The following is a 25873-nucleotide window of genomic DNA, read 5'->3' as shown; positions in this document are numbered from 1 at the left end:
TTAATGATATGGGTCGCCCGGGATTCGAACCCGGAACTAATCGGTTAAAAGCCGAGTACTCTACCGTTGAGTTAGCGACCCGTGTGTGTTTTCTTTTCTCACGCACAGTTTATTATAGTAGCACAACATTTTTGGCTTGACAAGTAGTTTTCAAAAAAATGTTGCGCTGAGGTGAACGAGCATCTCACAACTGGCTCCCGGCTTGAGATAGGTCAATAATTTCCCCGTATTCATCGCATTGCGGGGCGCTGTCCAAGGTTCCAAACAATAGTAATCTTTGCCCTTGAGTGTCCAATACACCACACTCGAATAGGCAGAACTATAGCTGAGGATAATTTTTGACCTCTGAGCGTGATCAATGGTTGTTGTCGCTAACCCGGTTAAGGGACTAAACAGCACATCAATTTCCTCCTCAGAAGCATCAAATTTGCCCGTAAACACCTGAGTTTTTTCCGTGCGTTGATCTCGATACTGCATCGCTGGAATTTCAAAAGCCAATTTATCCTTATTCACAGCTAAAAAATAAGGATGTAACCCCGTTGAAAAGGGCATTGTTTGGGGAGGTAAACTATCTATTGTCCCGCAAAGGTTGGTGTAGCGTTGGAAAATTTGTAAAGAATTGCCCTTGAGGGTGTAGGTAAACTCCACTTCAAAATCAAACGGATAAACCGATCGCGTTTGAGCATTGCTTTTCAAGACTAACGTAATTGACGCACCGACCGCCGTTTCCTGCTGCGTCACTGTCCAGGGCAAATTCCGAGCAAAGCCATGTTGTTTCAGGGTATACCGTTGACCTTGATAGGTGTAGGTATCATCCGGTAAATTTCCACAAATGGGGAACAAAATCGGAATCCCTCCCCGTACCGTTAAATCCGGGTTGGCAAATCGTTCAGTGTCTAAATAGAGTAAGTCCTGGCCCCCGACTTGCCAACGGGTAATGATTCCTCCTCGTTCGGGTACAACTTCTAGGCTAGACTGGGTAGTCCGGTCAGAGAGGACGTAGGTTTTGTATTGTTGGTGAGGCTTTAGTGCGATCGCAAACACAGTGATAGTTAAGAATGATTGACACTGCTCTAAAAAACTTACTCAAAGTTATCCAAAATTGATCAGATAAATTGATGTTTTCTTCCTGCTTCGACCAAGGGAGTCGGCTCCTTCTTGTCCACAGGCGTAACTTCAGCCTAAGCCAGACTTACTCAATGATTTGGGGCATTTTTGAGATTAATTGCCCCATTTTAATCTCTGTCTTGAACCCACAATTCTGATCAACGTCCCACCACTGGGAGTTTCACCCACCAATTCTGATCAAAGTAGCTATATCTGGCTAGATTCTCTGTTAAGTTTTATCATACCGAATAATAGCATACAAGAAACTGGCAGTGAACTACCCAACTCAACCCATTCCGACCGGGATATTAGCCGATGGCTTGATAAAATGCTGGATATTGTTCAGACATTAAAGGAAGTTCTATCCCAGAATGAGATGTCTTTCCGGGTTGTGTTCCAGACACTTCTGATGCCGTTGAAGCAGGCTTTTCCTGTCCAGAATGGCGATCGGGAATCACAATTTGAAAGGAGATCGGGGAATTGGGACTCTGGGAACTTTGAGAGTTGGGAACGGTCGTTTGGGGAAAAGAAGGAAGAGAAATAAACGGATCTTTAATAAAAGGTTGCTCAATATAAGGTTTCAGGTCATCCTGACTTTCGGTTTTAGTCTCCAATTTAGGCGGTAAGGGTGTTGTCTCGGTCAATGCAGAACCCGACTCCTCCGATAACGGTTTCGGTAATTCTTCCGTTGCTGACGGTTGAGACACAGACTCAATTGGAGGTTCAGCAGGAGATCCCTCGGTAACAGTCGATGACGGTTTCGGCTCAGTTTCGGTAACGAAGGGTAAAGTCGTTTCCCCGACTGGGGTTAAAGGGGCATCAACTTGTTTAATCTCACGCTGGGGCGCGTCTAAAACCACAGCAGACTGCATCGGTTGATCAAAAATTTGTGAGAGTCGCGCTACCCGCTTGACAATATCCTCGCCCTTTTCTCCCGATATCACCTTAGCTTGATATTGAGTCACCTCCACAGGTAAAAATTCCACCTTCATTTTGCGATTATTATTTAAAGCCACTCTTAAAACCGCCGTTTCATAGTCTGTACGACTATTCCCCCCAAAAATAAAATTCCCCAGGGAGTAAACAATTGGCCGACCCTTATAAATTTCTGCACCCTGCAAAACATGGGGATGATGACCAATCACTACATCTGCCCCTTGGTCAATGGTGAATCGAGCTAAGTCAATTTGCCAGTCTCCGGGGTAATCAGCCAATTCTGCCCCCCAATGATAGTTAACCACCACCCAATCCACCTGATCTCGAATCGTTTTAATATCCGCCGCCACCCGATCATCATATCGGGGATTGGTTCCCGCGACTCCCTCAGCCGCTGCATGAAAGTCGGCGTCATAATAACCGAAATAGGCAATGCGTTGACCTTTAACTTCAACAATCACAGGGCGACGAGCTTCTTTGAGATCTCGACCTGCTCCCACCGCCTGAATTCCAGCCCGGTCTAAGGTTTCCATCGTTTCCACTAGCCCGGATTCCTCATAGTCCATCGTGTGATTATTGGCTAGATTGACAATATCAATACCCCCTTCTGTTAATACCTTAACGGCTTCTGGATCGGCTTTGAAATTAAACTGTTTGTTGGGACGGCGCAGAGTTGAACGGGTGAGGGGATTTTCTAAATTCACCATCGCCAGATCCGCATCCCGGTATTCGGACAGTTGGGCAAAGGGTAAGGAATAGTTAGTTCCAATCACATTTTCAAAGTGATTCGCCAGGGTGACATCCCCCCCAAAAACTAAGGTAACGGTCGGGTCTTGGGGATTTTGAACCTGTTGGTGTTGCACCACCGGAACTGCTTCTAAGGCAGCTTGGACAGTCTCAGAACGTTTAGGAGGGGGCGCGATCATGACGACGTTTTCTTGGGCTCGATTTGGGGGTAGGGGCAATCCTTGAGCCGCGACTTCGTAATAACTTACCCAACAGCCTAAAACAAAGGAAGAAACGGCTGAACCCATCAGCAGCATTAACCGCAGGGTTTTAAATTTAATCCTGTCTAGGTTTAACCACCGGGTTTGTCCTCGATGCACACGATTAGCCGGGGTAACAAGTCGCACCGATTGTTTCCAGAGGATCTCCCCATCCCCTTGATACCGAGCCGCAATTCTCACCCCTTCTAGGTTGGGAGCGTTAAGTTTCCAGAGGAAGTGACAGATAAACTTAACAATACTTTCGGCTATCGGTTCTTGTTGAAACTCAACCAGGACAGGTAAGCACCCTTTGTGATCAGGAGGTGCGACTTTGGCATAAATGCCTTCGGGTCTGAGATAGGTATTAATTAAATAGCTAATTGCCCTTAAATCTCCAGAACGGGCTAATTCAAAAATAGATGGTGATAAGAGATTTTCCGCATAAACCATGAAAACTTTGCCCTCCCCCTTAGAAACGATCTTGATTACAGTTGATTTTACTGTTTTCGGGAGTATGTAGTAATATATTCAGACCAGGAGGTGCAAATCGAGTGCTACATAAAGCTGTACAAGTCCGTCTGTATCCAACTGCATGGCAAAAAGCACGACTAGCCCAAACATTTGGATGTTCGCGCTGGTGGTGGAATTATGCCTTAAATAAATCCATTCAGGTTTATCAAGATACGGGGAAAGGATTGGGACGCTTAGCACTCAACGCCCTACTGCCTAAGCTCAAAAAAGCCGAAGATACCCTGTGGCTGGCTAATTGTTATAGTCAGGTTTTACAAGCTACAACACTTAATCTAACCACAGCATATAAAAACTTTTTTGCTCAACGTGCAGGTTTCCCTAAGTTTAAGTCTAAACATGGCAAACAGTCAATTCAATACCCTCAAAATGTCAAAATTGTTGAGGGTAATGTCAAACTTCCTGGCAATATTGGGATAGTCAAAGCTAAAATACATAGACCCATTGAAGGGAAAATCAAGACTGTAACTATTAGTCAAACACCTTCCGGGAAATATTTGGCATCTATCCTGACAGAAGTAGAAGGGGAAAACCCTACTGTTTCAGAAGGTAAGATTTATGGTATTGACTTAGGAATCAAAAACTTTGCAGTTGTTACTGATGGTGAAAAGGTTTCTAAATATGACAATCCTAAACACTTAGCTAAACATGAGAAAAACCTCAAACGCAAACAGAAGAAATTAGCGCGTAAACAAAAAGGAAGTAAGTCAAGACAAAAGTATAGAAAAATTGTAGCTAAACTGTACGAACGAGTTAGTAATTCCCGGCAAGATTTTCTACATAAACTTAGTTATAAGTTGGTCAGCGATAGCCAAGCTGTCATCGTAGAGNGCGAAAGTCTAAGTTCTGGCATTCGCCTGTGAGTACAGAAGCCGACACTGTACTTGGTACTCCCAGTCAGTGTGGGTAGTTCACTCAATTACAATACTCTTGACCCTGTATTGTAGCGAACAGTTTGTTAAACACTGAATTGTTATAAACATAACGCCCTTCGGTAGACCGATAACTTTTCTTGAAAAAGTTTACCCGGTTTATTATAAGCTGGTTAGGCAGTGCGATCGCTTAAGTTGAGTTGGGACTGAGACAGACCTCGACTCCAAGGAAAGTTGTTTAAAACCCCTTTCTTGAGCCAACTCTACCCAGATTTAGGGTGTATACTGAAAATGTCCTCACTCTGAAGGCATAAGTACAGACTAATATTATTAGGCTAAATTTATCCGAGAGGTTAGAATATGAGGACGACAGTTTAGTTAAAACTGATCACCTTGCAATCGGGTACAATTTTTAGATGCTTCGGCATCCGGCTTTAGCTTAAATACTCGGTTAACACAGAACAATTACACGAGTCAGCGAACTTCTCAGGAAAAGTAAAAAATGCTACATCGCAAGATTTATCAACTTTGTTGTGACAGTCGGGAAGTCTCTATTTTCTTACGGGATCAGCAACGTTGGATTGAGAAAGCTCGAATTACAGACATTGAGGGAGATCTAGTCACGCTGCGCTATGAGACAGATGAAGAAGATGAGTTATGTTCTTGGGAAGAAATGATCCGCATAGAAAGTATTGGTGCCCTTAGTCAGAAGTTGGCTTCCGTTCCCAAGTGTGATTATGATCTTCCGATTTCTGAAGACTGTCCCGAAGCTGAACAAATTCGGAACCCCAGTTCCGAATCAAGTCCCGAATAAGTGGGGCAGTTGTCCAGAGCTTGATTAGGGTCGTTCCAGGGATTCAAACATCGGGCAATAGCCATCTGAGGTCACTTTGAAGCCGTAGAGGGCAGAGGAGTGATTCCAACAGCGTTGTCCCCGATAGTATTGACAGTTGCCACAACAGTCGAGATCTGGGGGAATCGGGCGATCGCTCCCAACGCTTAGAAATTCCCGTTGAGAAATGCCGCGCAGCACTAATTCTTCTCCCTGCCATCGGGCTTCTACTAACCCGGTATCAGCAAAAGCTGGCCACCGAGGATCGGTGGTTAAAGCTGGGGGTAGAGTAATGTGAAGTTGAGTTTCAAACTCGGTGATCTCCCCTTCATACTGAATTTCAGTTAAGGGGGGTTGTAGGAATGTTTCCCCAATGGGCAACTCTACTAAGGTTCCGGCATTCGGAGTATGGAGTTGATAGCGGTTTCGGAGTTCTTCTAAATTGGTCAGATCCGCCAAATAGGTCGGAGAACCGTGAACAAAAATAATATGTTGGGGTCGAAGGTTGTGGATGAGTTGAGTTGTACCAGGGCCATCACAATGTTCTGAGATGAAATAGGTTTCAACCCTCGGTACCCAGGAGCCAAGCTCCGTTTCTACAGATTCCGAAATCGGGAGAATATCTAGGGTTCTACCGGGTTTTTGCGGCAAAAATAACATCCAAGGCAGGGTAGAATCCATCCAATAGGAATGCCAATCTGCATATTCATCCGTGAGAACAATACAGGGAGACTGACCCAGTTGTGGGCGTTGTTCCGGTGTTAGCCGTCGGACTCTCGGCCGAATGCGTTCATCCCAAAATAGGGGCTGATGTTGGGCAAAGTTTTGGACGCTGGCCGGAAAACGCGAGAGCAGTTGTAAGTAAATATCGCATCCAGTCGCAACGGTGCCATCAACCCAAATATCGAGATCTCGTCCTGTAAAATAATGGTGACTGCGAAGCAACATCAGCAGTTCTTGTCCTAACCCCAAGGTGGGTGTCGGTAATAGCAGGCAATATTGAGCTTCTATAGCCCGATACAACCGTTCTGCAAGTTGATTTTCCAGTTGACGGCGATGGGGATGACGAGCGGTTCCATAACTGCCTTCTAAGATTAAAACATCGGGTTTGAGTCCGCGCAACTCCCCCAAGGGTAGACCTTCGACTAGGCGAGAATTGGAGAGAAAACAATCTCCGGTGTAAATCAGTTTATAATTGCGTTCCGGTGTCACATAATTGATTAAAATTACGGAGGCTCCGGGTAAATGACCCGCCGGAAATAAGGTGACACTGAGTCCGGGTTTCAGTTGGATGGGAGAGTTCCAAGGTAACGCCTGACAGAGGGGAAGATGGGGGTCAGGTTTCCAGTCCAGCCAGTTTAGGGGTAACAGTTGGGTTGTGACTTCACTGGCATAGATGGGAATTTGAGGAAAAGCCTGATGGAAGGCGAGTAAACCTTGAGCATGATCCGCATGAGCATGGGAACAGAGAATTAAGTCTGCGGGGGGTTGATCTACGGATGCTAATAGGGGTGAAATGTCCTGAACACCACAATCGAGTAAAATGCGATGAGATCCCATCCGCACCAGCAGACACAAACCGTCCTCTGCATGGCCAACGCTATAGGGCAAACATTCCAGGTCAATCACAGGAGTTTATCAACAGGATAATTAGTATAGATTTTAGGAGTACAAGGGATTTTTGCTAAAAAAATGTTAAAAACTGTTGCAAAAATAAGTTAAGAGGAGTTACATTCGCCATGTCAATTGCACAATTCCAAGAATTTTTTGATCATTGTGTGGGTCAATGGACAACGGAACGCACCTACCATTACCTTACCCATCGGGAGGTTGAGCGATCGCACACCGAATTTGTGATTCATCCCCTAGACAATGAAGCCAAAGCTAAAGTCTTAGAAGATAATCACCGTTTGTCAACAAACTTAGAATTACAGATTCTCCCTGGATATCGACTGGCGTTTCAAACGGTTTCGGAAAAAGGGGATGAGGTTTCCCAGCAATTGAATATTCTCTTTGTACCACAAAAATTGGATTTCCCGATCATTGAAGGGGACTATTTACGCGATAAAGCTTATGAGGAAGCGAAACCGATGGTGGCGCACTTTCGCTATGATATCCAAACCCGTGAATTGTTAATGACAACAACCTATACCCGTGTTGTATCGGTGGACTCTATTACCTTAATTAATCCAGAGTTAAGAATTCGTCGGATTATTAATTATCAGCGACCTATAGAGAATCAACCTTTGGAAACCGTATTGTTAGTTGGGTTTGGGGTTGAACAAAAACAATGATTTTAGGGAATTAGGGAATTAGGGAATTAGGGAATTAGGGAATTAGGGAATTAGGGAATTAGTTAAAACGGGTTTGTAGGGGCGGGTTCTACAAGATCTTTCCTGATTAACCGCAACCCCACTGAACCCGTCCCTACGCCTGAAATTTATTTCCAGGCTTTTAGACTTAAGTTGAAACGCTTTGGAGGGAGTGTTCCAACCCATCTAGGATCAAAGACAGGGTAACAGGAAAGCAACAGGAGAATCTAACCTTTTGCTATTCTTAATAATAAGCTGAATTTTGAGTCCGTCAAGAAATCCAATAATTTCTTAATTTTTTACTGAATTTTGAAGGCTGTTCCCCGATAACAGCCTTGAAATGAGGTGACAGGAAGTTCTATTTGCTTCTCAAGTTGATTAACAAGAGTAGAAGAAACACTATTCCATTGATAGGGAAAGTTCCCTAAGACTCGATTTGTTCCTTCCTGGCTATACTCCTCAATTGGAATTCCTGAAACCCCAATAATTTTTTGATCATAATATCCATTTAAGATAATTTTTTCAAGGATTACCCCTGGCTTAACATTCACTTCCCAGGTGACAGGTTCATAAGCTGATAAAGCTAATATAATCGGTTGATTTTGACGGTTGATCTCAACAGATATTGTACCTGAAGAATGATCATTTCCGCTATGATTGGGATGAGCTTCATAGACTCCAATTAAATGCAATTCTTTAGACTGGGATGTAGTCGTTACATAACGAGTTAAATCATCACTTCCCCCGACCCCACAACTTTGATTAGAAATTAGCAGGGGTTGAGCAGGAGGAGATACTTTTAATTGCTGTTCTAATTTAGGAATTAAGGAGGATACGTTTTTTAAACCCAATGTCGTGATCACTGCAATTCCCACCCCCAAGGGAACCCATTTTAAGAGATTCAAAAGTAAAGCGAAATGGGTGAATTGATTCCATTGATATTTAAGACTATTACTCCCCAGAGAAAAGGAACGATCTGGAGTTTCTAAACACGCAAGTACACTTAAACTATCCGGTTGTTCTAATAAATTTTGAATCAGTTTTCCTTCCCCAACATAAAGGTTCCGGGTTGTTCGATCTAAAAGTAACCCATATTGCTGATCATTGGGGCTAAAATACTGTTGTAAACTGGAACTAATCTTAGGATGTTCGAGAAAGATTTGCCAAGATAAAGAGGAAGTTGTTCCTACGTTTTGACCATCAGTAAAGAAGGCTTGTTCAATATCGGGTTCCCAATACCAAGCAACCCATCGACGGTTAGACTGATAACCGAGGGATTTTTCTAGTTGCGGATGAACATTGATATCCAGGGAATGAATCTGTTTAGACATGGTTAAAGAGGGGATAGGAGATTAAATTTAAGGCAGAATTTGAAAGTCACTACTGCTGAGAGTATTGGCAGAAATATTAATTAATGTGGCTAAAATTTCGTTGCTACTGCTGACACGAATTAGGGTATTATTAGTATCAGAAACTAAGGTTAATTGTGCAAAGGTTAATCCTCCTGTTAACCCGATGAAATCTTCCCCCTGGGTAAAGTCATTAATAGTATCACTTCCTTGATTATTCGTCAGGATAAAGCGATCGCTTCCGGCTCCTCCAATTAGGGTATCATTCTCTTTATCTCCATATAACCAGTCATCGCCATCATTTCCCCGGAGAATATCGGTTCCTTGACCTCCAAATAAACTATCATTTCCAATATCTCCGGTTAGGTCATCATTATCTAAATTTCCATATAATAAATCATCTCCACTCCGACCATCTAAAACATCATTATTTTGTCCGCCATAAAGGGTATCATTACCTTCATTTCCCACAACCGCATCATTATCAAGATTTCCATTTATCCAATCATTTCCTAGATTTCCTGATAAAAAATCATTCCCTGAAAGTCCTAAAATTAAGTCATCTTCTACCCCTCCAAATACCGTATCGCTGGCTTCAGTTCCTAATAAAAACTCAAAGGTATTATTATCCAGAATAACAGTTGTGTCTGCCATATAAATTTTGTGGGTAAAGTTAACAGTTGTTTCCGGGGATAGGTTGATGATACTCATACCAATGTTTAGCGATATCAATCCGACGACAGATCCAAACCCGATTATGATTTAGAATATAATCTAAAAAGCGAGCTAATGCCGCCGCCCGTCCGGGTCTACCGACTAAACGACAATGTAATCCAATACTGATCATTTTAGGTGCGGTTTCTCCTTCGGCGTATAAAACATCAAAGGCATCTTTTAAATAGGTAAAAAATTGTTCCCCACAATTAAACCCTTGATTTGTTGCAAATCGCATATCATTATTATCAAGAGTATAAGGAATGACTAAATGGGGTTTTCCATAATCATAAACCCAATAGGGTAAATCATCGGCATAACTATCAGCATCATATAAAAATCCTCCTTCCTCTACAACTAATTTGCGGGTGTGGGAACTGGTGCGTCCAGTATACCAACCGAGGGGTCGAGTTCCGGTAACTTCGGTATGAAGGGCGATCGCTTTTTGTAAATGTTCCCGCTCCATTTCTTGATTAAAATATTTATAATCAATCCAGCGATACCCATGACTAGCAATTTCCCAGTCCGCTTCTAACATCGCTGCAACGGCTTCTCGGTTGCGTTCTAAGGCCATTGCAACCCCATAAACGGTCAGGGGGATATGACGTTGGGTAAACAGCCGATAGAGTCGCCAAAACCCGGCTCTGCTGCCATATTCATAAATGGATTCCATGTTTAAATGGCGCAGTCCGTGAAAGGGTTCAGCCCCAATAATTTCTGATAAAAAGGCTTCTGAGGATTGATCGCCGTGTAGAATACAATTCTCGCCACCTTCTTCATAATTAATCACAAATTGTACGGCAATTCGGGCTTGATTCTGCCATTTGGGATCGGGAGTATGACGACCATAACCCACCATATCCCTGGGATAATTTTCAGTCATGATATTGATTTCCTCCCTATTTTCTCTGTTCCTTCTACTTCCTATTTTCTGTCTTCTGATGACGGAGAATGGTTAAACTTAATCCAAATAATCCTAATGATAGGGATACGGCGATGGCGGTGACTAAAATGATGGGTTGAGTGGCTTGGCGAACAGCGATCGCACACAGTGCCCACATAATCACAAATGGATAAGCAATTTCATTGCGTTCAATGATTAAAATAGCAGCTAAGGTTCCCGCAATCACTAATAAAATCGCTGTCCAGAGTTCCGGTGAAATTCCTCCCCCTGTCCATTGCCAAGTTTCTAAGACTAAAGCTACATTAACAATTGTGGCGACACTAATCCATCCTAAATAAATACTAATCGGAATATCTATACACCAGCGTTCTTTTTGGGAAACTCTAACTTTACCAATATTTAACCGTAAATACGCCACAATCAACGAGTTTAAAATAGCGATCATTGCCCATAAGGACAGAAAAAACATTTGATATTGAAATAAAAATACCCAGATAATCTGGGCAACACAGGCTAAAACAACCGCAAAACCTAATGTTTGTAATCGAGGATTTTCTCGGTTTTGAGGTAAATATTGATAACCCGCAAAAGCCAATAACCCCACATAAATTAAACCCCAAATTGCAAAGGCATAATTAGCGGGAATAATTTTAACATTCCTAAAAATAGTATTAGAAATTTCTCCAATGGTTAACCCATTAAAAGGAGCTATATTCGCTAATACATTAATTCCAAATGCGGCTATAATCGCAATTAAATTCGCCCATTGTCTGATCGAGCTAAGATTAGAGTCCTGAGAATTAGTCTGCATTGCCCTTGGAAAATAACAACAAAAAAATTGAGAGACACGATAAATCGCGTCTCTGTTTCTATAGCAGGGAACAGGGAACAGGGAACAGGGAACAGGGAACACCGGAGGTGCATACTTCACCGCCCTTGGTTCCAGCATCCGTCTCTGTCCTAACTGCCTTGGCGGTTGCTATACTTTAATCGACTTTGAGCCTCCTCAACGATGAATTCTATTCAACGCCTTGAGTAACCGAAGGACGAGAAATCCGACGGTTTAATTTGGGTTTAGGAGAAGAAGAAGAAGAAGAAGACATTTGTGTTTCTTCCTCCTGGTCATCAAAGTCAGAATCTAACCAACTCGGACGAGTTTGATCGTAGGCCAGTTGTAAGGCGGCTGCCGCGATCGCATGGGGATCATATTCCTCTCCCAATTGTGCCACAATCGGCAAAAAGGAGGCTACCCGTTCGCCAGCTAAAGCTTCCCGCACCCGTCCTTGCAGACGGTCAATATAACGGGCTTCAATTTGCGATCGCTTAGGAATGGACAACACCGTGAAGTTATGGCGCAAATGACGCTCGATGATCCGCAGTTTCCGGCGATCAATCGGTTGAATCAGCGTAATGGCGATTCCGTCCCGTCCGGCGCGACCTGTGCGACCAATACGGTGAACATAACTTTCCGCGTTATCGGGTAAATCGTAGTTAATCACGTGGGTGAGATGATCTACATCTAATCCCCGTGCCGCAATATCGGTCGCTACGATCCACCGGACTTGACGACGGCGGAAGCGTTGCAGCAGTCGTTCCCGTTGGGTTTGGTTCAAGTTGCCATGATATTCATCGACACTATGACCCGCCCCTTGCAGGAAAGTGGTTAACTCCGCAGCCGCTTGTTTGGTGCGAACAAAAATAATCGCCGATTCTGGATCTTCTAATTCTAAAATCGGTTGCAACGCCCGTGCTTTTGTCCAGCCCCGGGGAGCCATATAAGCACGTTGTTCAATCCGTTTGGGGGTAGCTTTGGGGTTTTCGGCTTTAATGGTGACTGGATTTTTGAGGAATTTCTTCACCAGTTTCCAAATCGAAGGCTCCATTGTGGCGGAGAAAAATGCCGTTTGCCGATCTTCAGCAACGGATTCCAGAATTTTCTCTACATCTTGAATAAAGCCCATGCTTAACATTTCATCGGCTTCATCCAATACTAACCACTTAATCCGATCAAATTTTAGATTACCCCGGTTGAGTAAATCTAAAATCCGTCCAGGTGTGCCAACGACAATCTGAACGCCCTGTTGTAACCGTTGAATTTGTCGATCAATCGACTGACCGCCATAAACGGTTAACACATACAAGCTGCGATCATCGGTCATTTTCCGAATCGCTTCTTTAACTTGCATGGCCAACTCACGAGTTGGGGTCAGGATTAACGCTTGTACGCCTTTGGCACTGGTGTCTAATTGCTCCAGAATGGGCAATGAGAAGGCGGCTGTTTTGCCCGTCCCGGTTTGAGCCAGTCCCACCACGTCACGTCCAGCCAATATATGGGGAATTGCTTCGACCTGAATGGCGGTAGGTTCAGAAAAGCCTATTGTTTCCAGATAACTCGCTCGTTCTTCGGAAATTCCTAAGCTTGCAAAAGATGGACTCATTAATTCTCCTGTCTATGTGTTTTAGCCCGGTTCCTTCCACTACCCTATTCAGTCGAGACAATTTTACTACGATGCAGAGGTTTATTGGTTTTGCTATAACGCTTGACGTAGCTCTCTACAAAAGTTGAGTTACGCTGTCTCAGGGGCATCTTGGAACCTAATTATCTTCCAAGGTCTTCAAAGTTCCTGAAGTCACTCTTAGTCACAACCTTTTAAGGTTGCTTAGTCAATCAGACCCTTTAATAGACCATCTCTCTCTAGGATAACGCTTAATATTCAGAAACATAACAACAAATTTCTTAAAATTTGCCGCGATTTCCTTAAATGGGTTGATGGTTGGCTGTTGACGGCTAACTGCTGACGGCTAACGATCAACCCAAAACCTACTCTAAGACGTACCCATAGAGATCATAAATATCAGCGTCGGTGATTTGGACTTTGATCAGTGAACCCAAACGGGCATCGCCTTCAATATAAACTAAGCCGTCTACTTCGGGGGCGAAACGGGAAGAACGACCGATCAGTTCTCCCGTTTGGGGGTTTTGTTGTTCAATTAGAACGTCTACAACGTTTCCGATCGACTTTTGATTTTGTTTCAGGGAAATGGGTTGTTGTACCTGCATCAAGGCATCCCGACGGGCATCCATGACCGCTTGCGGGAGTTGATTTGGTAATTCATAAGCGGGAGTTCCTGCTTCGGGAGAGAAAGTAAACACGCCCACATGATCGAATTGGTGACATTGCACAAATTCGCGCAGGTGTTCAAAGTGTTCCTCAGTTTCCCCAGGAAAACCGACTATAAAAGTGGTACGAAGTACCGCATCCGGGATGGCGGTTTTCAGTTTTTCAATAATCTGATCGTTGACTCGTCCTTGCCAAGGACGGTTCATCGCCCGTAACACATCGGGATGGGAATGTTGTAGCGGTAAATCTAAATAAGGTAAAACGTTAGGGGTGTCTTGAATTGCTGCAATTACTTTTGGGGTTAACCCCGTTGGATAGGCATAGTGCATCCGTATCCAGGGAATATCAACTTTTCCTAATGCCCTTAATAATTCTGCCAGTTTGGGTTCACCGTACAGATCGAGTCCGTAGTTGGTGGTAATTTGGGAAATGAGTATTATTTCCTGAACCCCTTGATCGGCTAATTGCTGGGCTTCAGTAATAATTGATTCTATAGTACGCGATCGCTGGTTTCCGCGCAAGTGGGGAATAATACAAAAGGCGCAGCGATAGTCACAGCCTTCTGCAACTCGCAAATAGGCAACCCCCTCGCTAGTGGTACGATAACGAGGAACGGTTTCATCGGCAATATAGGTGGGTTCGGCGGAAATTTCCTTAACCCGTTCTCCCTGTTCGACCCGTTTGATCACATCGACAATTTTATGATAATCTCCGGTTCCCACCACCGCAACGGCTTCGGGGAGTTCATCTAACAGTTGTTCTTGGAAGTGCTGCGCCATACAGCCTGTGATCACAATTTTTTTCTTGGCATCGGCTAATTCTACCAGGGTGCGAACGGATTCTTCCCTAGCCGCTTCAATAAAACTACAGGTATTGACAATCACATAATCGGCTAATTCTTCGTTAGAATCGACTTGATAGCCGGCTTGTACCAGTAAACCGAGGATATGTTCGGTATCAATGCGATTTTTTTCGCAACCGAGGTGAGAGATCGCAATCGTTGGCTGAGTTGCCATTCTAATAAAATTCTGTATAAAGATTACACAACGAACCTTGTATTGTACCAGATATTTTACTATTTTACTCAAACTGTGATTTTTATTATATTATTATAATTCGTAGGGTGTGTAAGCGCAGCGCACGCACCCCTAGAGAGATTAACTCCAAAGCTTTAAGAAATATCCCGCAATCCACTTAGGTTAGGATAATTCTTACATGAGGAGTATTAATTACTTCTATGGATGGATGACATAGAAACACTCTAGCTCTCAAGATAGATTCATGAGTTAGGCGTGATTATGCGTTGTCTATTCTGTCCTTATCAATTACATCAAGATAAAACCGCAGCGTTCCAAAAGATTACCGATATTATTCATCTCCTAGATTCCGCACAAGATGCCTCGGAAGATGCCACGGCGCAGCATTTAATTAATCAAGCCGTTGATCGGTTATATGATCTGAGAATCCATACTAATAATTCGGGAACCTGTGTGGAACAGTGTTCTCTTTGTCCCTATTAAAATATATTCTTCCTCGGTGATGATATCAATCACTGCGTTCCTTCGCTTCAACGGAATGCAGGAGGTTTTTGATTATTTTTGCTAAGATAGAGAGATAGAAATTTAACGAGCGATCGCATTTTGGCAATATTATCGCAAAAATTAGGAGGTTTGGTGTGTTCTTAAAGCAAATTTTATTACTGGGAACCGTTTTATATTTAGGGGTAAGTTTCCCCGCACCTGTGAAAGCGCAATCTGTTCCCGAACCCCGTTTACAATTATCTCAACAACCTGTTTCTGAAGAAAAACGTCAACTCATCAAGGAATTAATTGAACTGACAGGAGGCGAAAAAATGTTTCGCAATGTCAGCCAAATTACGTCTGTACAAATGCAACAAGAGATTAATGGGATTTTACAATCGATTATTCCTGAAACATCGGGGATTTCGGAAGCAAAAAAAGCAGAAATGATCAATGAAATCAATCAAGATATGAATCGAATTGTTACCCAATATAATCAGCGATTAATGGAACAGCTTGATTTTAATAAAATTATGGAAACGGTTTATTATCCCCTTTATGATAAATATTTTACCGAAGCAGATTTGCAAGCAATGATTGATTTCTATAATACCCCAACGGGTAAAAAAACGATTACTGTTATGCCAGAGTTACTGGTAGAATCGATGCAACGAGTCTCCCAAATTATTCAACCTCAAGCCATTCAAATTTTTAAAGAAATATTTGAACAGGAAATAGAGCGTTTTAATTCTAAATAACAAATTCCCGATTCAAACCTCGGACTGGAGAATTAATAAGAGTGTTTAGCCCAGTGCTACATCTACCCTCAGCCGATAACTTAAAGCTATATTAAAATTATCCGCAGTGTGAGGAAAAAAACCGATTAACCCAAGTTCTCTTGAGGTTAACTTGTAATTGGATACAGATTTAAACCCCGCTTGCTTCGGGAGAGAAAAGGCGCATTTCTATCAAGTACACTTAGGCGGAATAGCCAGCTACAAAGACCTATGAATTCCCTATTTTTGCAATTTGCAACAGTTGGACTGTTCACTGTTGGAGCCTTAATTAATGTCCCGGTTGCCAACGCCAGTCTATCTAAAACCCTTTCAATTTTATCTCAATCTTCTATCTCCTCTCCCGATTTAATCTCTAATCAGGGTCTTGATTCTCGCCTGATTTTGGCTCAAGAAGCAACGGAAGAAGAAACCAATATTAAAGTTTATGAAAAGGCGAGTCCGGCTGTTGTTTCTATTGACACGGAAAAAACTAATGGCAGTGGCGCGATTATTAGTCCCGATGGTTTAGTATTAACGAATGCTCATGTTGTGTCCGCCGGAGGAACTGTAACTGTCACTTTAGCCGATGGTCGTAAATTAGAAGCGGATGTGATGGCTTTTGGTGAAGATGGACTCGATTTAGCGGTGTTGAAAATTCGCAATGGTAGAAACTTACCGACTATTCCCATTGCTAGTCCCAATTCGGTGAAAGTCGGTCAACGAGCCTTTGCTATTGGAAATCCTTTTGGTCAATTCCAAAACACCTTAACGGTGGGAATTGTTAGCCGCCTGGATAAAGAGCGGAATTTGATTCAAACCGATGCGGCGATTAATCCTGGTAACTCCGGCGGCCCTTTACTGAATAGTGCGGGGGAATTAATTGGGGTGAATACAGCGATTTTTACACGGGGTCAGGGAGGGGGAAATATTGGCATTGGTTTTGCAATTTCTGTTGATAAAGTTCCTCCGTTTTTGCAAGCGGTAAGAGAGGGACGTGCGCCTCGAACTCCGCCGCCAGAAACCCCGGTTTTTGAAATGGAAAATGCTAAACGGATTGAATTAAACGGCCCGGAAATTTCAGATATTCTCAAACAGGGGGATAAAGTTCTACCTGTTGATAATAGCTTTTATCATGTTTATGCCTTTACGGGAAAAGCGGGTCAACAAGTCACGATTGAAATGAATAGTAAAGAGGTTGATTCCTATTTAATTTTGTTAACAGAAGATGGGAGTGAATTGGCTCAAGATGATGATAGTGGGGGAGAAAAAGATGCGAAAATTAGTATTACTTTACCAACGGATGGCACTTATATTTTATTAGTCAATTCCTATGAAGCGGGAGAGTCAGGATCTTATCGTTTGAAGTTGAAAGCAACAGCATTCTCACCCAATGATCCCACAAAAGGTTTAATTTTAAATCAAGAAGGGGTATTAGAAAATAAAGATTCGGTTTTGTCATCCGATGGTAGCTTGTATGATGAATATACTTTTGATGGACAACAGGGTCAGTCTATCTGGATTCGTTTAGAAAGTCGGGATTTTGATCCTTACTTAGCGTTATTTGACCCCAAGGGAGAATTAATTGCTGAAAATGATGATGCGAGTCGCTCAGATAAAAATGCAGCTATTCGGGTGACTTTACCCGTCACAGGTCGGTATCGGGTAGTTGTCAATGCTTATGATAAAACGGGTCGCGGTCAGTATTTGTTAACCGTTCGTTAACGAAGGAATTATCTAATCAATTGAGGTTATTTATGCAAAAAATGTTAATTTGGACAACAACAATGGGGGTATTGATTTTGGCTCAAACCCCACTGCTGGATGTCTTGAAAGTTTCTGATTCTAGTTTATTAAACGGGTTGAAACTCGAACAAGCTGTCGCTCAAGAAACACCGACTCCCCAACCTTCTGTGAGTCCTGTACCAGAGGTTGAAGAAACACCTGCACCCGCCGAAACTCCAACACCAACACCAACTCCTGAACCCTCTCCAGAAGCTTCACCACCTGCACCCAGTTCAATATTGCTGGACGAGAAAGGGGAACTAAAAGATGGAGATCAGGTTTTGTCTTCTGATCAAAGTTTGTATGATGAATATACCTTTGACGGAACCCAAGGTCAACAAATTACCATTTCCTTAGAAAGTTCTGAGTTTGATACTTATCTGGCTGTGTTTACCCCCGATAATGAATTACTCCAAGAACATGATGATATTGATCAAAATAATTCCAATTCTCAAATTACTGTCACATTACCCAAAACGGGAACTTACCGCGTAATTGTTAACGCTTATGATAGTAAAGGAAAAGGGAAATATTTGCTTAAAGTTAAGTAAAATTTAGAGACGTGTTCCATTAGTGTCAACAATTACGCTAAAAGCCTTGAAATAAATTTCAGGCTAAAAGCTCAAACCCGTTAAAACGGGTTAATCAAGAATGATCTTAGTCATCTTTAGATGACTTCAGCTTTTAGCCCGAACTTTAGTTCAGGGCTAACGTAGATTAAGTTGACACGGATGGAGGTCACGCATCCNACTGGGTGTAACCCATACCGACACCAGACATTCCCACACCGGACATCGTTTGACCGATACCAACGCCAGACATTATTTGTCCAATACCAGACTGGGTATAACCAACACCGGACTGGGTGTAACCCATACCGACGCCGGACATTCCCACACCGGACATCGTTTGACCGATACCAACGCCAGACATTATTTGTCCAACACCAGACTGGGTATAACCAACACCGGACTGGGTGTAACCCATACCGACACCAGACATTCCCACACCGGACATCGTTTGACCGATACCAACGCCAGACATTATTTGTCCAACACCGGACTGGGTGTAACCAACACCGGACTGGGTGTAACCCATACCGACACCGGACATACCCACACCGGACATCGTTTGTCCAACGCCAGATTGAGTATAACCANGGGGGGTTAGGGGGGATCTAGGACGCTTAAAAAAATCAACGAACTTTTGGTTTTTCGGCCTACTTTTAGCCTTAAAGTTGACACGCTTTGGACGTGTTCAGGTGAGTCTCTTATAACGCAATACTTTCTAAAAGCACCCACTGACGATTATCAATAATTAATTGACTCACTTGTTCAAAGATTCCGCGACAGTGATTGACACTTTGTAGAGCTAAGGCTTCATTTTTAATATAAACGGTCATTTTTGTTTCATTGATACTGGAAGTTGCGGTATCAAAAACCACTTCCGCAATCACTAATTCATGCACCGTTACTTGGCCTAAAGCCTCCCGTGCAATAATTGAACTGGGGGTTTGATAAGTGATCTCTAAATTACAGGATTCTAGGATCTCAATCATCATCGGTCGTAGATCTTCGATCCCGACATTAACAATAAAAAATCCAGTGTAGCGGGCCATAGAAAACTCCAGAGGTGCGACAGGCAATTTCGATTTAACAAAATTGAGGATAAACTTAACCTCATTGATTAAACCATTGAAACGATCATGGTCTATTCCAGACCTTATCATATTTAGAGAACGTTTTGAATGGCAAGACGATCATTATTGATTTCTGGGGGAGAAGGTCAGCAGATGCGGGGAAAATTAATTGTTTTTGAAGGCGTTGAAGGTGGGGGAAAAACAACTCAGATGCAGCGTGTCCAGGTTTGGTTACAAAGTCTGACGGATGCACCTGTGGTCATGACCCGTGAACCAGGGGGAACTCTCTTAGGCCAGGAATTGAGACGTTTATTATTAGAATATCAGGAAGAAGAACCGATTCAAGATCGCGCAGAATTATTGATGTATGCTGCCGATCGCGCTCAACATATTGAGGGATTTCTTAAACCGTTATTATACCAGGGAACGATTATTTTATGCGATCGCTATACCGACTCGACCATCGCTTATCAAGGTTATGGTCGAGGTTTAGATCTCAGTTTAATTGAACAATTGAATCAGATTGCTACCCAAGGTTTAGAAAGTGATTTAACCTTATGGTTAGATGTGGATGTGGAAATTGGACTCGCCAGAACTCGCGCCAGAGGTAAAATTGATCGCATGGAACAAGCGAATTTAGCATTTCATCAGCGTGTACAACAGGGGTTTCAACGATTAGCTGAAGCTAACCCAGAGCGAATTATAAAGATTGATGGAACGTTAAATATTGATCGAGTTACGGAAAAGATTCAATTGATTTTAAGTCAAAAATTAATAGAATGGGGATTAATTCTTTAAGTTTATTAAAATAACATGAATGCTTTTTTTGATCGATTAATTGAACAACAGCCTGCTATTGAATTGTTAACCCAAGTCGTTGCTCAAAATCGGATTGCTCCGGCTTATTTATTTGCGGGAGTTGATGGCATTGGTCGGACGTTAACGGCTAATTGTTTTATAGAATTTTTATTTTGTCAAAACTCTATAAAACAGGTGAATCAAAAACAGATTCACTCTCGAATTCAACAGAAAAATCACCCGGATATTTTATGGGTAGAGCCGACTTATTTACATCAGGGAAAAAGATTATCTGCAAAAGAAGCCGCAGAAGCCGGAGTTAAACGCAAAGCACCCCCTCAAATTCGGATTGAACAAATTCGAGAAATTAGTCAATTTTTGAGTCGTCCTCCCTTAGAAGCTTCTCGGTTAATAGTGGTCGTTGAACACGCGGAATCAATGGCAGAATCTGCCGCTAATGGGTTATTAAAAACCTTAGAAGAGCCGGGAAAAGCTACAATTATTTTAATTGCGCCGGGAATTGATGCTTTATTACCAACGCTGGTTTCTCGCTGTGCAAAAATTCCGTTTTATCGGTTAACAGATGCAGGGATGAAGCAGGTTTTACAACAGCAGAATTATACCGATATTTTATCCCATGCTGAAATTTTAGCAATGGCGCAAGGAAGTCCGGGACAAGCGATCGCTCTGATGCAACAATTACAAACAATTCCTGTAGAATTGTTAAATAAAGTTAAACAACCTCCGCCTAACTTAAGGTCAGCCTTAGAGTTAGCGAAGGAAATTAGTCAAACTTTGGATAGTGAAGCTCAATTATGGTTAGTAGATTATTTACAACATTGTGATTGGCAAAATCAACAAAAAACGGGAATTATTGATGATCGGTTTTTAAAACAGTTAGAAAAAACCCGACAATATTTATTAAATTATGTGCAACCGCGATTGACTTGGGAATGTACGTTAATGAGTAAATTTTTATAACGGTTATTTTATGACTGCAATTTTTGTCAATAAACACTTTAGTTTTCTCCTAAAACCCAGTGGTAATATTAAACTGGCAAGAGGATTAAGAATTGCCATTACATTAGGGGTTTCTCTGGTAGTAGGACAATTAACTGCTAATCCTAATATTGGTTTGTCTGTCGGAATTTCTAGCTTATTTTTTCTCCTCAGTGATGCGGGAGGTTTTTATTCTACAAGGGCAATTTCTCTATTATTTACGGTTTTAATCTCTACGGGATTAGTTGTCTTAGCAACTCTCGTTTCACATTTTCTATTTTTTAAACTAATATTAACATTTTTTAGCTTATTTTTAGCGGGGTATATTGCTTTATATGGACATCCTGGGGTTCTCTCTGGAATTGTAATTGGACTGTTTACTTTATTTACCCTGAATTTACCGTCTGGAGGTTGGGAAATTGCCAGTCAAAGAGGAATGATTTGTCTTCTGGCTGGGGGGTGGACAATGATATTATGTTTAGGAATTTGGCCGTTAAATCCTCATCTTCCTCTGAAAAAATCAATTACTCAATGTTATCAAGGAATATCAAAATATATTAATCAAGCTCTAAACCGATCTGAAACCGACGAATTAAAACGGGTGAGTCAACTTCGAGAAACTTTACAGAATGCACGTCAAGCTTGGACATTAGACCGGAAATTAAGATTAGGAAATACCAGGTTAGGGGAAGCGGCTATTATTTTAATTCAGGATGCAGATAATTTAATTACATCTATTGTTAATTTAACAGAATTAGTCCAACTGCATCAGCATGATTCCCAATTTGTCACTGTCTGTATTTTAGTTGATGATGCGTTAGAAAAAATTGCCCTATTTTGTCAAAATTTAGTTAAACTTTTGGGAAATCAATCTGTTTCTGTAGATAGTTCTTCTTTAAAACGGATTGTGATTGCGATCGCACAACAAAAAGAACTTCAACAAAAAACAATTGCTGATCATGCTGAAGATTATCCCGCATTAGTCGTTATAGAACGAATTGTTTCCACTTTAGAAACGATTATTCGCCAATTAGATTGTACAGCGATAACCGTAACCCAAGTTAAAAATAATCAATCGATTAGTCGTCCGCAAAAAAATAAAATTATTTCTGAAGAAACTGAAACCCTATCAGGATTTAAAATTACCTCTGGGTTTGATCCCTTGCGAGATAACTTTACCTTTGACTCTAGCTTTTTTCGTCATGGGTTACGCTTAGGAATGATGACAACTATCGGGGTGGCTATTTATAGTATAGCAGAAATTCCGCAGGGAAATTGGTTAACGATTACTATTTTAGTGGTTTTACAACCTAATTTTGGTGGAACGTTTCAACGGTTTTTTCATCGAATGTTCGGAACAATTTTAGGAGCAATTATTACACCGATTCTTTGGATAATTATTCCTAATTCAATGATTTTAGAAAGTATTAATTTAGGTTCGATGATTTTAGGATTTTCTTTAGTTCCCTTTCATTATGGTTTAGCTGTATTTTTTATTTCTATCTTTGCCATTGGATTAGAAATGAGTAGACAAGGGGGAAATTGGGAAATTGCGATGGTTCGTTTACTCTGTACTTGTGTGGGTGCAGCCTTAGCTTTTGTCGGTGCGTTTGTGTTATTTCGATCTAATGAAAAAGAACAGTTATCAGCTAAATTAGTCAAGACAATTACAGCTTCTCATGATTATTTTAATACCGTTTTATCGGTTTATTTAGGAACAACCCCCTATAATTTAAACGTGATTATCAAACAACGACAAAAAACCCGTTTAGCCTATTTTAATGCTCAAGCTGCTTTACAACAGTTAAGTCATGATCCCTATACTTCTGCTGCGGATATTGAACCGAAAATGACCTTATTAATTTATTTACATCAGTTTAGCCGTTCTGTGAGTGTTCTATTAGCACAATTGGAACATTTTACCGGGACTGAACCCCATCCTGAGTTAGCGACTTTTGTTGACGGAGTGAATCAATTTTTTCCGTCATTAGTTAATGCGATTTTAACAGAAACTTTACCTCCGGCTTTACCCGATTTTGATCCCGCCATTCAATCTATACAAACCCATTTACAAACCTTACAAGTGACTCGCTTAGAAGAGTTTGCGACGGATCAAAACGATACCCCTACCCGTCAATTTTTAAAAGATTATACAATTTTAGGGATTGAACTTAATCAAATGCTCAATTCCATCAATTCTATTGATTCAACGGCTATTCGTTTGACGTCATCTTAATAAATGTACACCCCTCAAATCGGGTCGAGGGGTGTATCATTCTAAACTATTAAGTTGTTAACGTTTGGATTTCAAAAAATTAGTGCAGCCATTCGGGTACTGCTTCTTCTTTTGTATTCGTATGACGTTCAGGGGTTTCACGGACAAACTTGAGGTGAACAGAACGAGTTTGTTCTCCATCCGCAGCAACGGCGAAAATAGGGAAATCAAGTAAACCGTCTTGGAAGGACATCTGTAACCGGAATGTACCATCGGGGTTGAGTTTAATCGGACGTCCGCCAATAGTTAAGTTAGCATCGGGTTCGGTCGCACCATAGATAATGAGTTCAGCATCAGCCACTAACCAGAACTCACGAGGACGTATTGGTGGCATTGAGGAGCCCATGCCAATACCGGACATTCCCATACCGGACATTGTATAGCCTAATCCTGCACCGGACATACTCATGCCGACACCAGATTGAGTTTGTCCGACACCAGATTGGGTATAGCCAACACCAGACTGAGTGTAACCGACACCGGACTGAGTGTAACCAACACCAGACTGGGTATAGCCAACACCGGACTGGGTGTAACCCATACCAACGCCGGACATACCGACACCAGACATAGTTTGACCGATACCAACGCCAGACATTATTTGTCCAACACCGGACTGAGTATAACCAACACCGGACTGAGTATAACCAACACCGGACTGGGTGTAACCCATACCGACACCGGACATTCCCACACCGGACATCGTTTGTCCAACGCCAGATTGAGTATAACCAACACCGGACTGAGTATAACCAACACCGGACTGGGTGTAACCCATACCGACGCCGGACATTCCCACACCGGACATCGTTTGACCGATACCGATACCAACGCCAGACATTCCCACACCGGAAGTGGTGTAACCTAATCCCACACCGGACATGATTTCACCGATACCAATACCGGACATACCGACACCGGACATGGTTTGACCGATACCCATACCGACACCAGACATTCCGATGCCAGACATGGTTTGTCCAATACCGACACCAGACATAATTTGTCCGACACCGGACATGGTTTGACCAATACCGGACTGGGTGTAACCCATACCAATACCGGACATACCGACACCGGACATGATTTGTCCAACACCGGACATACCGACACCGGACATGATTTGTCCAACACCGGACATACTCATCCCGACACCGGACATTCCCACACCGGATAAGCTTTGAGTAATGCCAACACCGGACATGGTTTCGCCAACGACCGACGCCCACATTCCCACGCCGGAGGGGAAGATAAAGGAACTGACCGTCTCTTGGGGTTTGACGACTTGGTGCATGGAACCAAACAGAGAACCTGCGATGCGTTTCGCTTCTGCTTGCTTGGATAACCCAAACAGGTCATCGTGAACACCTGCAAGAACATAAGTTTTGCTGGGGACGGGGAATTCATAGAAGGTTTTCCCCTGTAATTCTTCTTCCCAGGAAACCGTAATAAATTGATCATCAATCCATTCTGCGGGATAAACTGGAGGAATCCGAGTCGTCGCAGAACGGGCTAATCCTAACCAACGGCCATCAACACAGCGATAACCAATTTCAACTACATAGTCGCGATCGCTGACAGGAATAGGTAAATACCATTCTCGCGCTAATTCATCACAAGGATATTCTTGAATACTGTGGGGACTTTGATAGTCCAAATCAATATCAGTAACGTCAGAGATCCGCAGGGCCAGTTGTTGTCCGCCTTGACGCCGAAGCATTTCTTTCTGTTCGTTAGAAACGTCCCAGTAAGCATAGGCCCATTCGGGATCTCTGGGCATCATCACGATCTGACTTTCACCATATCCGACCGGTAAATCGGCTAAACCCTCATCCACAGAGGATAAGGAATCACTGATCTGATAGTTTTGACCGACTAGGGAAAACTTTGCGACTTTCACTTCTTCTTGTGCCTCCAATGCGCGTGATGGATTAGGGGTTCCAAATTTCTGACTGTCGATTTCCTGAACAGCTTCTAAAAGCTGAGATTTACGCATTCGGCTATAGCGAGAAATGCGATATTCACTTGCTACCCTGCGGAGTTGCCGCAAGTTCATATCTTCTAAAGGTGGACGTTCCTTTGGCATAAAAGAGTGATCTCCATTGGCTTAAACAGCAGACTGATAACTCTGTAGAAATTCTTCGGGATCATGGGGATCGCTTGATTTATGACCATCTTGCAGAAAATATCTGATTTGGTCAAGGGGTAAATTAAGTTATTGATGAGTAAATATACACAGTTTTAAGGGTTTTGGGGATCATGATGTCATGAAATCCTGACATTTGCAGTAAAAAAAATCCTCTTTGGGATCAAAGAGGGAAAAATGGAGCAGAAATTAGAGATATAGCAGTCGCCAAAACGATGTTTGACAAACACTGATGCTGAAACCTAAACTGTTAAACTTTTTCTTCTTCTTCCTTCC

21 protein-coding genes and 1 tRNA gene are annotated in these 25873 nt (G+C 42.3%); 10 read left to right on the top strand and 12 right to left on the bottom strand.

Annotation, left to right across the window (positions count from 1 at the left end; genetic code table 11):
* Window positions 1-9: 9 nt before the first annotated feature.
* The 3 genes from PL8927_RS12490 to PL8927_RS12480 form a co-directional block, all read right to left on the bottom strand.
* Window positions 10-81: transfer RNA gene (locus PL8927_RS12490), tRNA-Lys, on the bottom strand.
* 69 nt (window positions 82-150) lie between these two features.
* Window positions 151-1044: an aldose epimerase family protein gene (locus tag PL8927_RS12485; protein WP_083621842.1), complete on the bottom strand. Its 894-nt coding sequence runs from the start codon at window positions 1042-1044 to the stop codon at window positions 151-153.
* Window positions 1045-1415: 371 nt separating this feature from the next.
* Window positions 1416-3479, bottom strand: coding sequence for a CapA family protein (locus tag PL8927_RS12480; RefSeq protein WP_083621840.1), 2064 nt, complete (start codon window positions 3477-3479; stop codon window positions 1416-1418).
* 101 nt (window positions 3480-3580) lie between these two features.
* Here PL8927_RS12480 and PL8927_RS12475 point away from each other — a divergent pair, with 101 nt between their 5' ends.
* Together PL8927_RS12475 and PL8927_RS12470 are read left to right on the top strand one after the other, a co-directional pair.
* Complete coding sequence (locus PL8927_RS12475) at window positions 3581-4420, top strand: RNA-guided endonuclease InsQ/TnpB family protein (RefSeq protein ID WP_269322016.1); 840 nt, start codon at window positions 3581-3583, stop codon at window positions 4418-4420.
* A gap of 511 nt (window positions 4421-4931) precedes the next feature.
* On the top strand, window positions 4932-5243 hold the full coding sequence (locus PL8927_RS12470) for a DUF6679 family protein (protein ID WP_083621837.1): 312 nt from the start codon (window positions 4932-4934) through the stop codon (window positions 5241-5243).
* Window positions 5244-5267: 24 nt separating this feature from the next.
* On the opposite strand, the gene PL8927_RS12465 is transcribed toward PL8927_RS12470, so the two are convergent.
* Window positions 5268-6890, bottom strand: a complete 1623-nt coding sequence (locus PL8927_RS12465; RefSeq protein WP_331281815.1) for an MBL fold metallo-hydrolase — start codon at window positions 6888-6890, stop codon at window positions 5268-5270.
* Between the two features lie 110 nt (window positions 6891-7000).
* Between PL8927_RS12465 and PL8927_RS12460 the strand changes: the two genes are divergently transcribed.
* Window positions 7001-7555 (top strand): phycobiliprotein lyase, encoded by a 555-nt coding sequence (locus tag PL8927_RS12460; RefSeq protein ID WP_083621835.1) that lies wholly within the window; start codon window positions 7001-7003, stop codon window positions 7553-7555.
* 317 nt (window positions 7556-7872) lie between these two features.
* Here PL8927_RS12460 and PL8927_RS12455 read toward each other — a convergent pair whose 3' ends face one another.
* From PL8927_RS12455 to rimO, 6 genes are all read right to left on the bottom strand, one after another.
* A complete protein-coding gene (locus tag PL8927_RS12455; RefSeq protein ID WP_083621833.1) occupies window positions 7873-8904 on the bottom strand; it encodes a hypothetical protein in 1032 nt (343 codons plus the stop codon).
* A 27-nt stretch (window positions 8905-8931) separates the two neighbouring features.
* A complete protein-coding gene (locus tag PL8927_RS12450; protein WP_083621831.1) occupies window positions 8932-9576 on the bottom strand; it encodes a calcium-binding protein in 645 nt (214 codons plus the stop codon).
* A 19-nt stretch (window positions 9577-9595) separates the two neighbouring features.
* Window positions 9596-10519 (bottom strand): allantoinase PuuE, encoded by a 924-nt coding sequence (gene puuE, locus PL8927_RS12445; RefSeq protein ID WP_083621829.1) that lies wholly within the window; start codon window positions 10517-10519, stop codon window positions 9596-9598.
* Window positions 10520-10553: 34 nt separating this feature from the next.
* Window positions 10554-11351: a tryptophan-rich sensory protein gene (locus PL8927_RS12440; RefSeq protein WP_083621826.1), complete on the bottom strand. Its 798-nt coding sequence runs from the start codon at window positions 11349-11351 to the stop codon at window positions 10554-10556.
* 208 nt (window positions 11352-11559) lie between these two features.
* Window positions 11560-12978, bottom strand: coding sequence for a DEAD/DEAH box helicase (locus PL8927_RS12435; protein WP_083621823.1), 1419 nt, complete (start codon window positions 12976-12978; stop codon window positions 11560-11562).
* 383 nt (window positions 12979-13361) lie between these two features.
* A complete protein-coding gene (rimO, locus tag PL8927_RS12430) occupies window positions 13362-14678 on the bottom strand; it encodes a 30S ribosomal protein S12 methylthiotransferase RimO (RefSeq protein WP_083621820.1) in 1317 nt (438 codons plus the stop codon).
* 282 nt (window positions 14679-14960) lie between these two features.
* Between rimO and PL8927_RS12425 the strand changes: the two genes are divergently transcribed.
* The 4 genes from PL8927_RS12425 (at window position 14961) to PL8927_RS12410 (ending at window position 18291) form a co-directional block, all read left to right on the top strand.
* Window positions 14961-15182, top strand: coding sequence for a hypothetical protein (locus PL8927_RS12425; RefSeq protein WP_083621818.1), 222 nt, complete (start codon window positions 14961-14963; stop codon window positions 15180-15182).
* A 155-nt stretch (window positions 15183-15337) separates the two neighbouring features.
* A complete protein-coding gene (locus PL8927_RS12420) occupies window positions 15338-15940 on the top strand; it encodes a DUF2059 domain-containing protein (RefSeq protein ID WP_083621816.1) in 603 nt (200 codons plus the stop codon).
* Between the two features lie 249 nt (window positions 15941-16189).
* Window positions 16190-17680 (top strand): DVUA0089 family protein, encoded by a 1491-nt coding sequence (locus PL8927_RS12415; RefSeq protein ID WP_083621814.1) that lies wholly within the window; start codon window positions 16190-16192, stop codon window positions 17678-17680.
* A 32-nt stretch (window positions 17681-17712) separates the two neighbouring features.
* Entirely contained in the window at window positions 17713-18291 is a 579-nt protein-coding gene (locus PL8927_RS12410) for a PPC domain-containing protein (protein WP_156093178.1), read from the top strand.
* 719 nt (window positions 18292-19010) lie between these two features.
* Here PL8927_RS12410 and PL8927_RS12400 read toward each other — a convergent pair.
* Complete coding sequence (locus PL8927_RS12400) at window positions 19011-19358, bottom strand: hypothetical protein (protein WP_083621812.1); 348 nt, start codon at window positions 19356-19358, stop codon at window positions 19011-19013.
* Window positions 19359-19532: 174 nt separating this feature from the next.
* On the opposite strand from PL8927_RS12400, the gene tmk reads away from it, so the two are divergent.
* From tmk to PL8927_RS12385, 3 genes are read left to right on the top strand one after another with little or no spacing between them, the layout of a single operon-like run.
* Window positions 19533-20177 (top strand): dTMP kinase, encoded by a 645-nt coding sequence (gene tmk / locus PL8927_RS12395; protein ID WP_083621989.1) that lies wholly within the window; start codon window positions 19533-19535, stop codon window positions 20175-20177.
* Between the two features lie 15 nt (window positions 20178-20192).
* On the top strand, window positions 20193-21158 hold the full coding sequence (gene holB, locus PL8927_RS12390; RefSeq protein WP_083621809.1) for a DNA polymerase III subunit delta': 966 nt from the start codon (window positions 20193-20195) through the stop codon (window positions 21156-21158).
* Window positions 21159-21168: 10 nt separating this feature from the next.
* The gene (locus tag PL8927_RS12385) at window positions 21169-23412 is read left to right on the top strand and encodes an FUSC family protein (protein WP_083621807.1); all 2244 of its coding nucleotides are present in this window, start codon (window positions 21169-21171) and stop codon (window positions 23410-23412) included.
* Between the two features lie 79 nt (window positions 23413-23491).
* Here PL8927_RS12385 and PL8927_RS28985 read toward each other — a convergent pair whose 3' ends face one another.
* Window positions 23492-25537: a DUF4912 domain-containing protein gene (locus tag PL8927_RS28985; RefSeq protein WP_083621805.1), complete on the bottom strand. Its 2046-nt coding sequence runs from the start codon at window positions 25535-25537 to the stop codon at window positions 23492-23494.
* Window positions 25538-25873 lie beyond the last annotated feature (336 nt).

Source organism: Planktothrix serta PCC 8927 (assembly GCF_900010725.2).
Classification (GTDB): Bacteria; Cyanobacteriota; Cyanobacteriia; order Cyanobacteriales; family Microcoleaceae; genus Planktothrix; species Planktothrix serta.
The sequence above is the reverse complement of the archived record's forward strand: the minus strand, read 5'-3'. Positions and strand labels throughout refer to the sequence as shown.

Bases quoted from the DNA above. Each gene is read 5' to 3' on its own strand.
- PL8927_RS12480 (WP_083621840.1), bottom strand. From the start codon at position 3,479: ATGGTTTATGCGGAAAATCTCTTATCACCATCTATTTTTGAATTAGCC.
- PL8927_RS12470 (WP_083621837.1), top strand. From the start codon at position 4,932: ATGCTACATCGCAAGATTTATCAACTTTGTTGTGACAGTCGGGAAGTC.
- PL8927_RS12460 (WP_083621835.1), top strand. From the start codon at position 7,001: ATGTCAATTGCACAATTCCAAGAATTTTTTGATCATTGTGTGGGTCAA.
- PL8927_RS12455 (WP_083621833.1), bottom strand. From the start codon at position 8,904: ATGTCTAAACAGATTCATTCCCTGGATATCAATGTTCATCCGCAACTA.
- PL8927_RS12450 (WP_083621831.1), bottom strand. From the start codon at position 9,576: ATGGCAGACACAACTGTTATTCTGGATAATAATACCTTTGAGTTTTTA.
- puuE (WP_083621829.1), bottom strand. From the start codon at position 10,519: ATGACTGAAAATTATCCCAGGGATATGGTGGGTTATGGTCGTCATACT.
- PL8927_RS12440 (WP_083621826.1), bottom strand. From the start codon at position 11,351: ATGCAGACTAATTCTCAGGACTCTAATCTTAGCTCGATCAGACAATGG.
- PL8927_RS12435 (WP_083621823.1), bottom strand. From the start codon at position 12,978: ATGAGTCCATCTTTTGCAAGCTTAGGAATTTCCGAAGAACGAGCGAGT.
- rimO (WP_083621820.1), bottom strand. From the start codon at position 14,678: ATGGCAACTCAGCCAACGATTGCGATCTCTCACCTCGGTTGCGAAAAA.
- PL8927_RS12425 (WP_083621818.1), top strand. From the start codon at position 14,961: ATGCGTTGTCTATTCTGTCCTTATCAATTACATCAAGATAAAACCGCA.
- PL8927_RS12415 (WP_083621814.1), top strand. From the start codon at position 16,190: ATGAATTCCCTATTTTTGCAATTTGCAACAGTTGGACTGTTCACTGTT.
- PL8927_RS12410 (WP_156093178.1), top strand. From the start codon at position 17,713: ATGCAAAAAATGTTAATTTGGACAACAACAATGGGGGTATTGATTTTG.
- PL8927_RS12400 (WP_083621812.1), bottom strand. From the start codon at position 19,358: ATGGCCCGCTACACTGGATTTTTTATTGTTAATGTCGGGATCGAAGAT.
- tmk (WP_083621989.1), top strand. From the start codon at position 19,533: ATGCGGGGAAAATTAATTGTTTTTGAAGGCGTTGAAGGTGGGGGAAAA.
- holB (WP_083621809.1), top strand. From the start codon at position 20,193: ATGAATGCTTTTTTTGATCGATTAATTGAACAACAGCCTGCTATTGAA.
- PL8927_RS12385 (WP_083621807.1), top strand. From the start codon at position 21,169: ATGACTGCAATTTTTGTCAATAAACACTTTAGTTTTCTCCTAAAACCC.
- PL8927_RS28985 (WP_083621805.1), bottom strand. From the start codon at position 25,537: ATGCCAAAGGAACGTCCACCTTTAGAAGATATGAACTTGCGGCAACTC.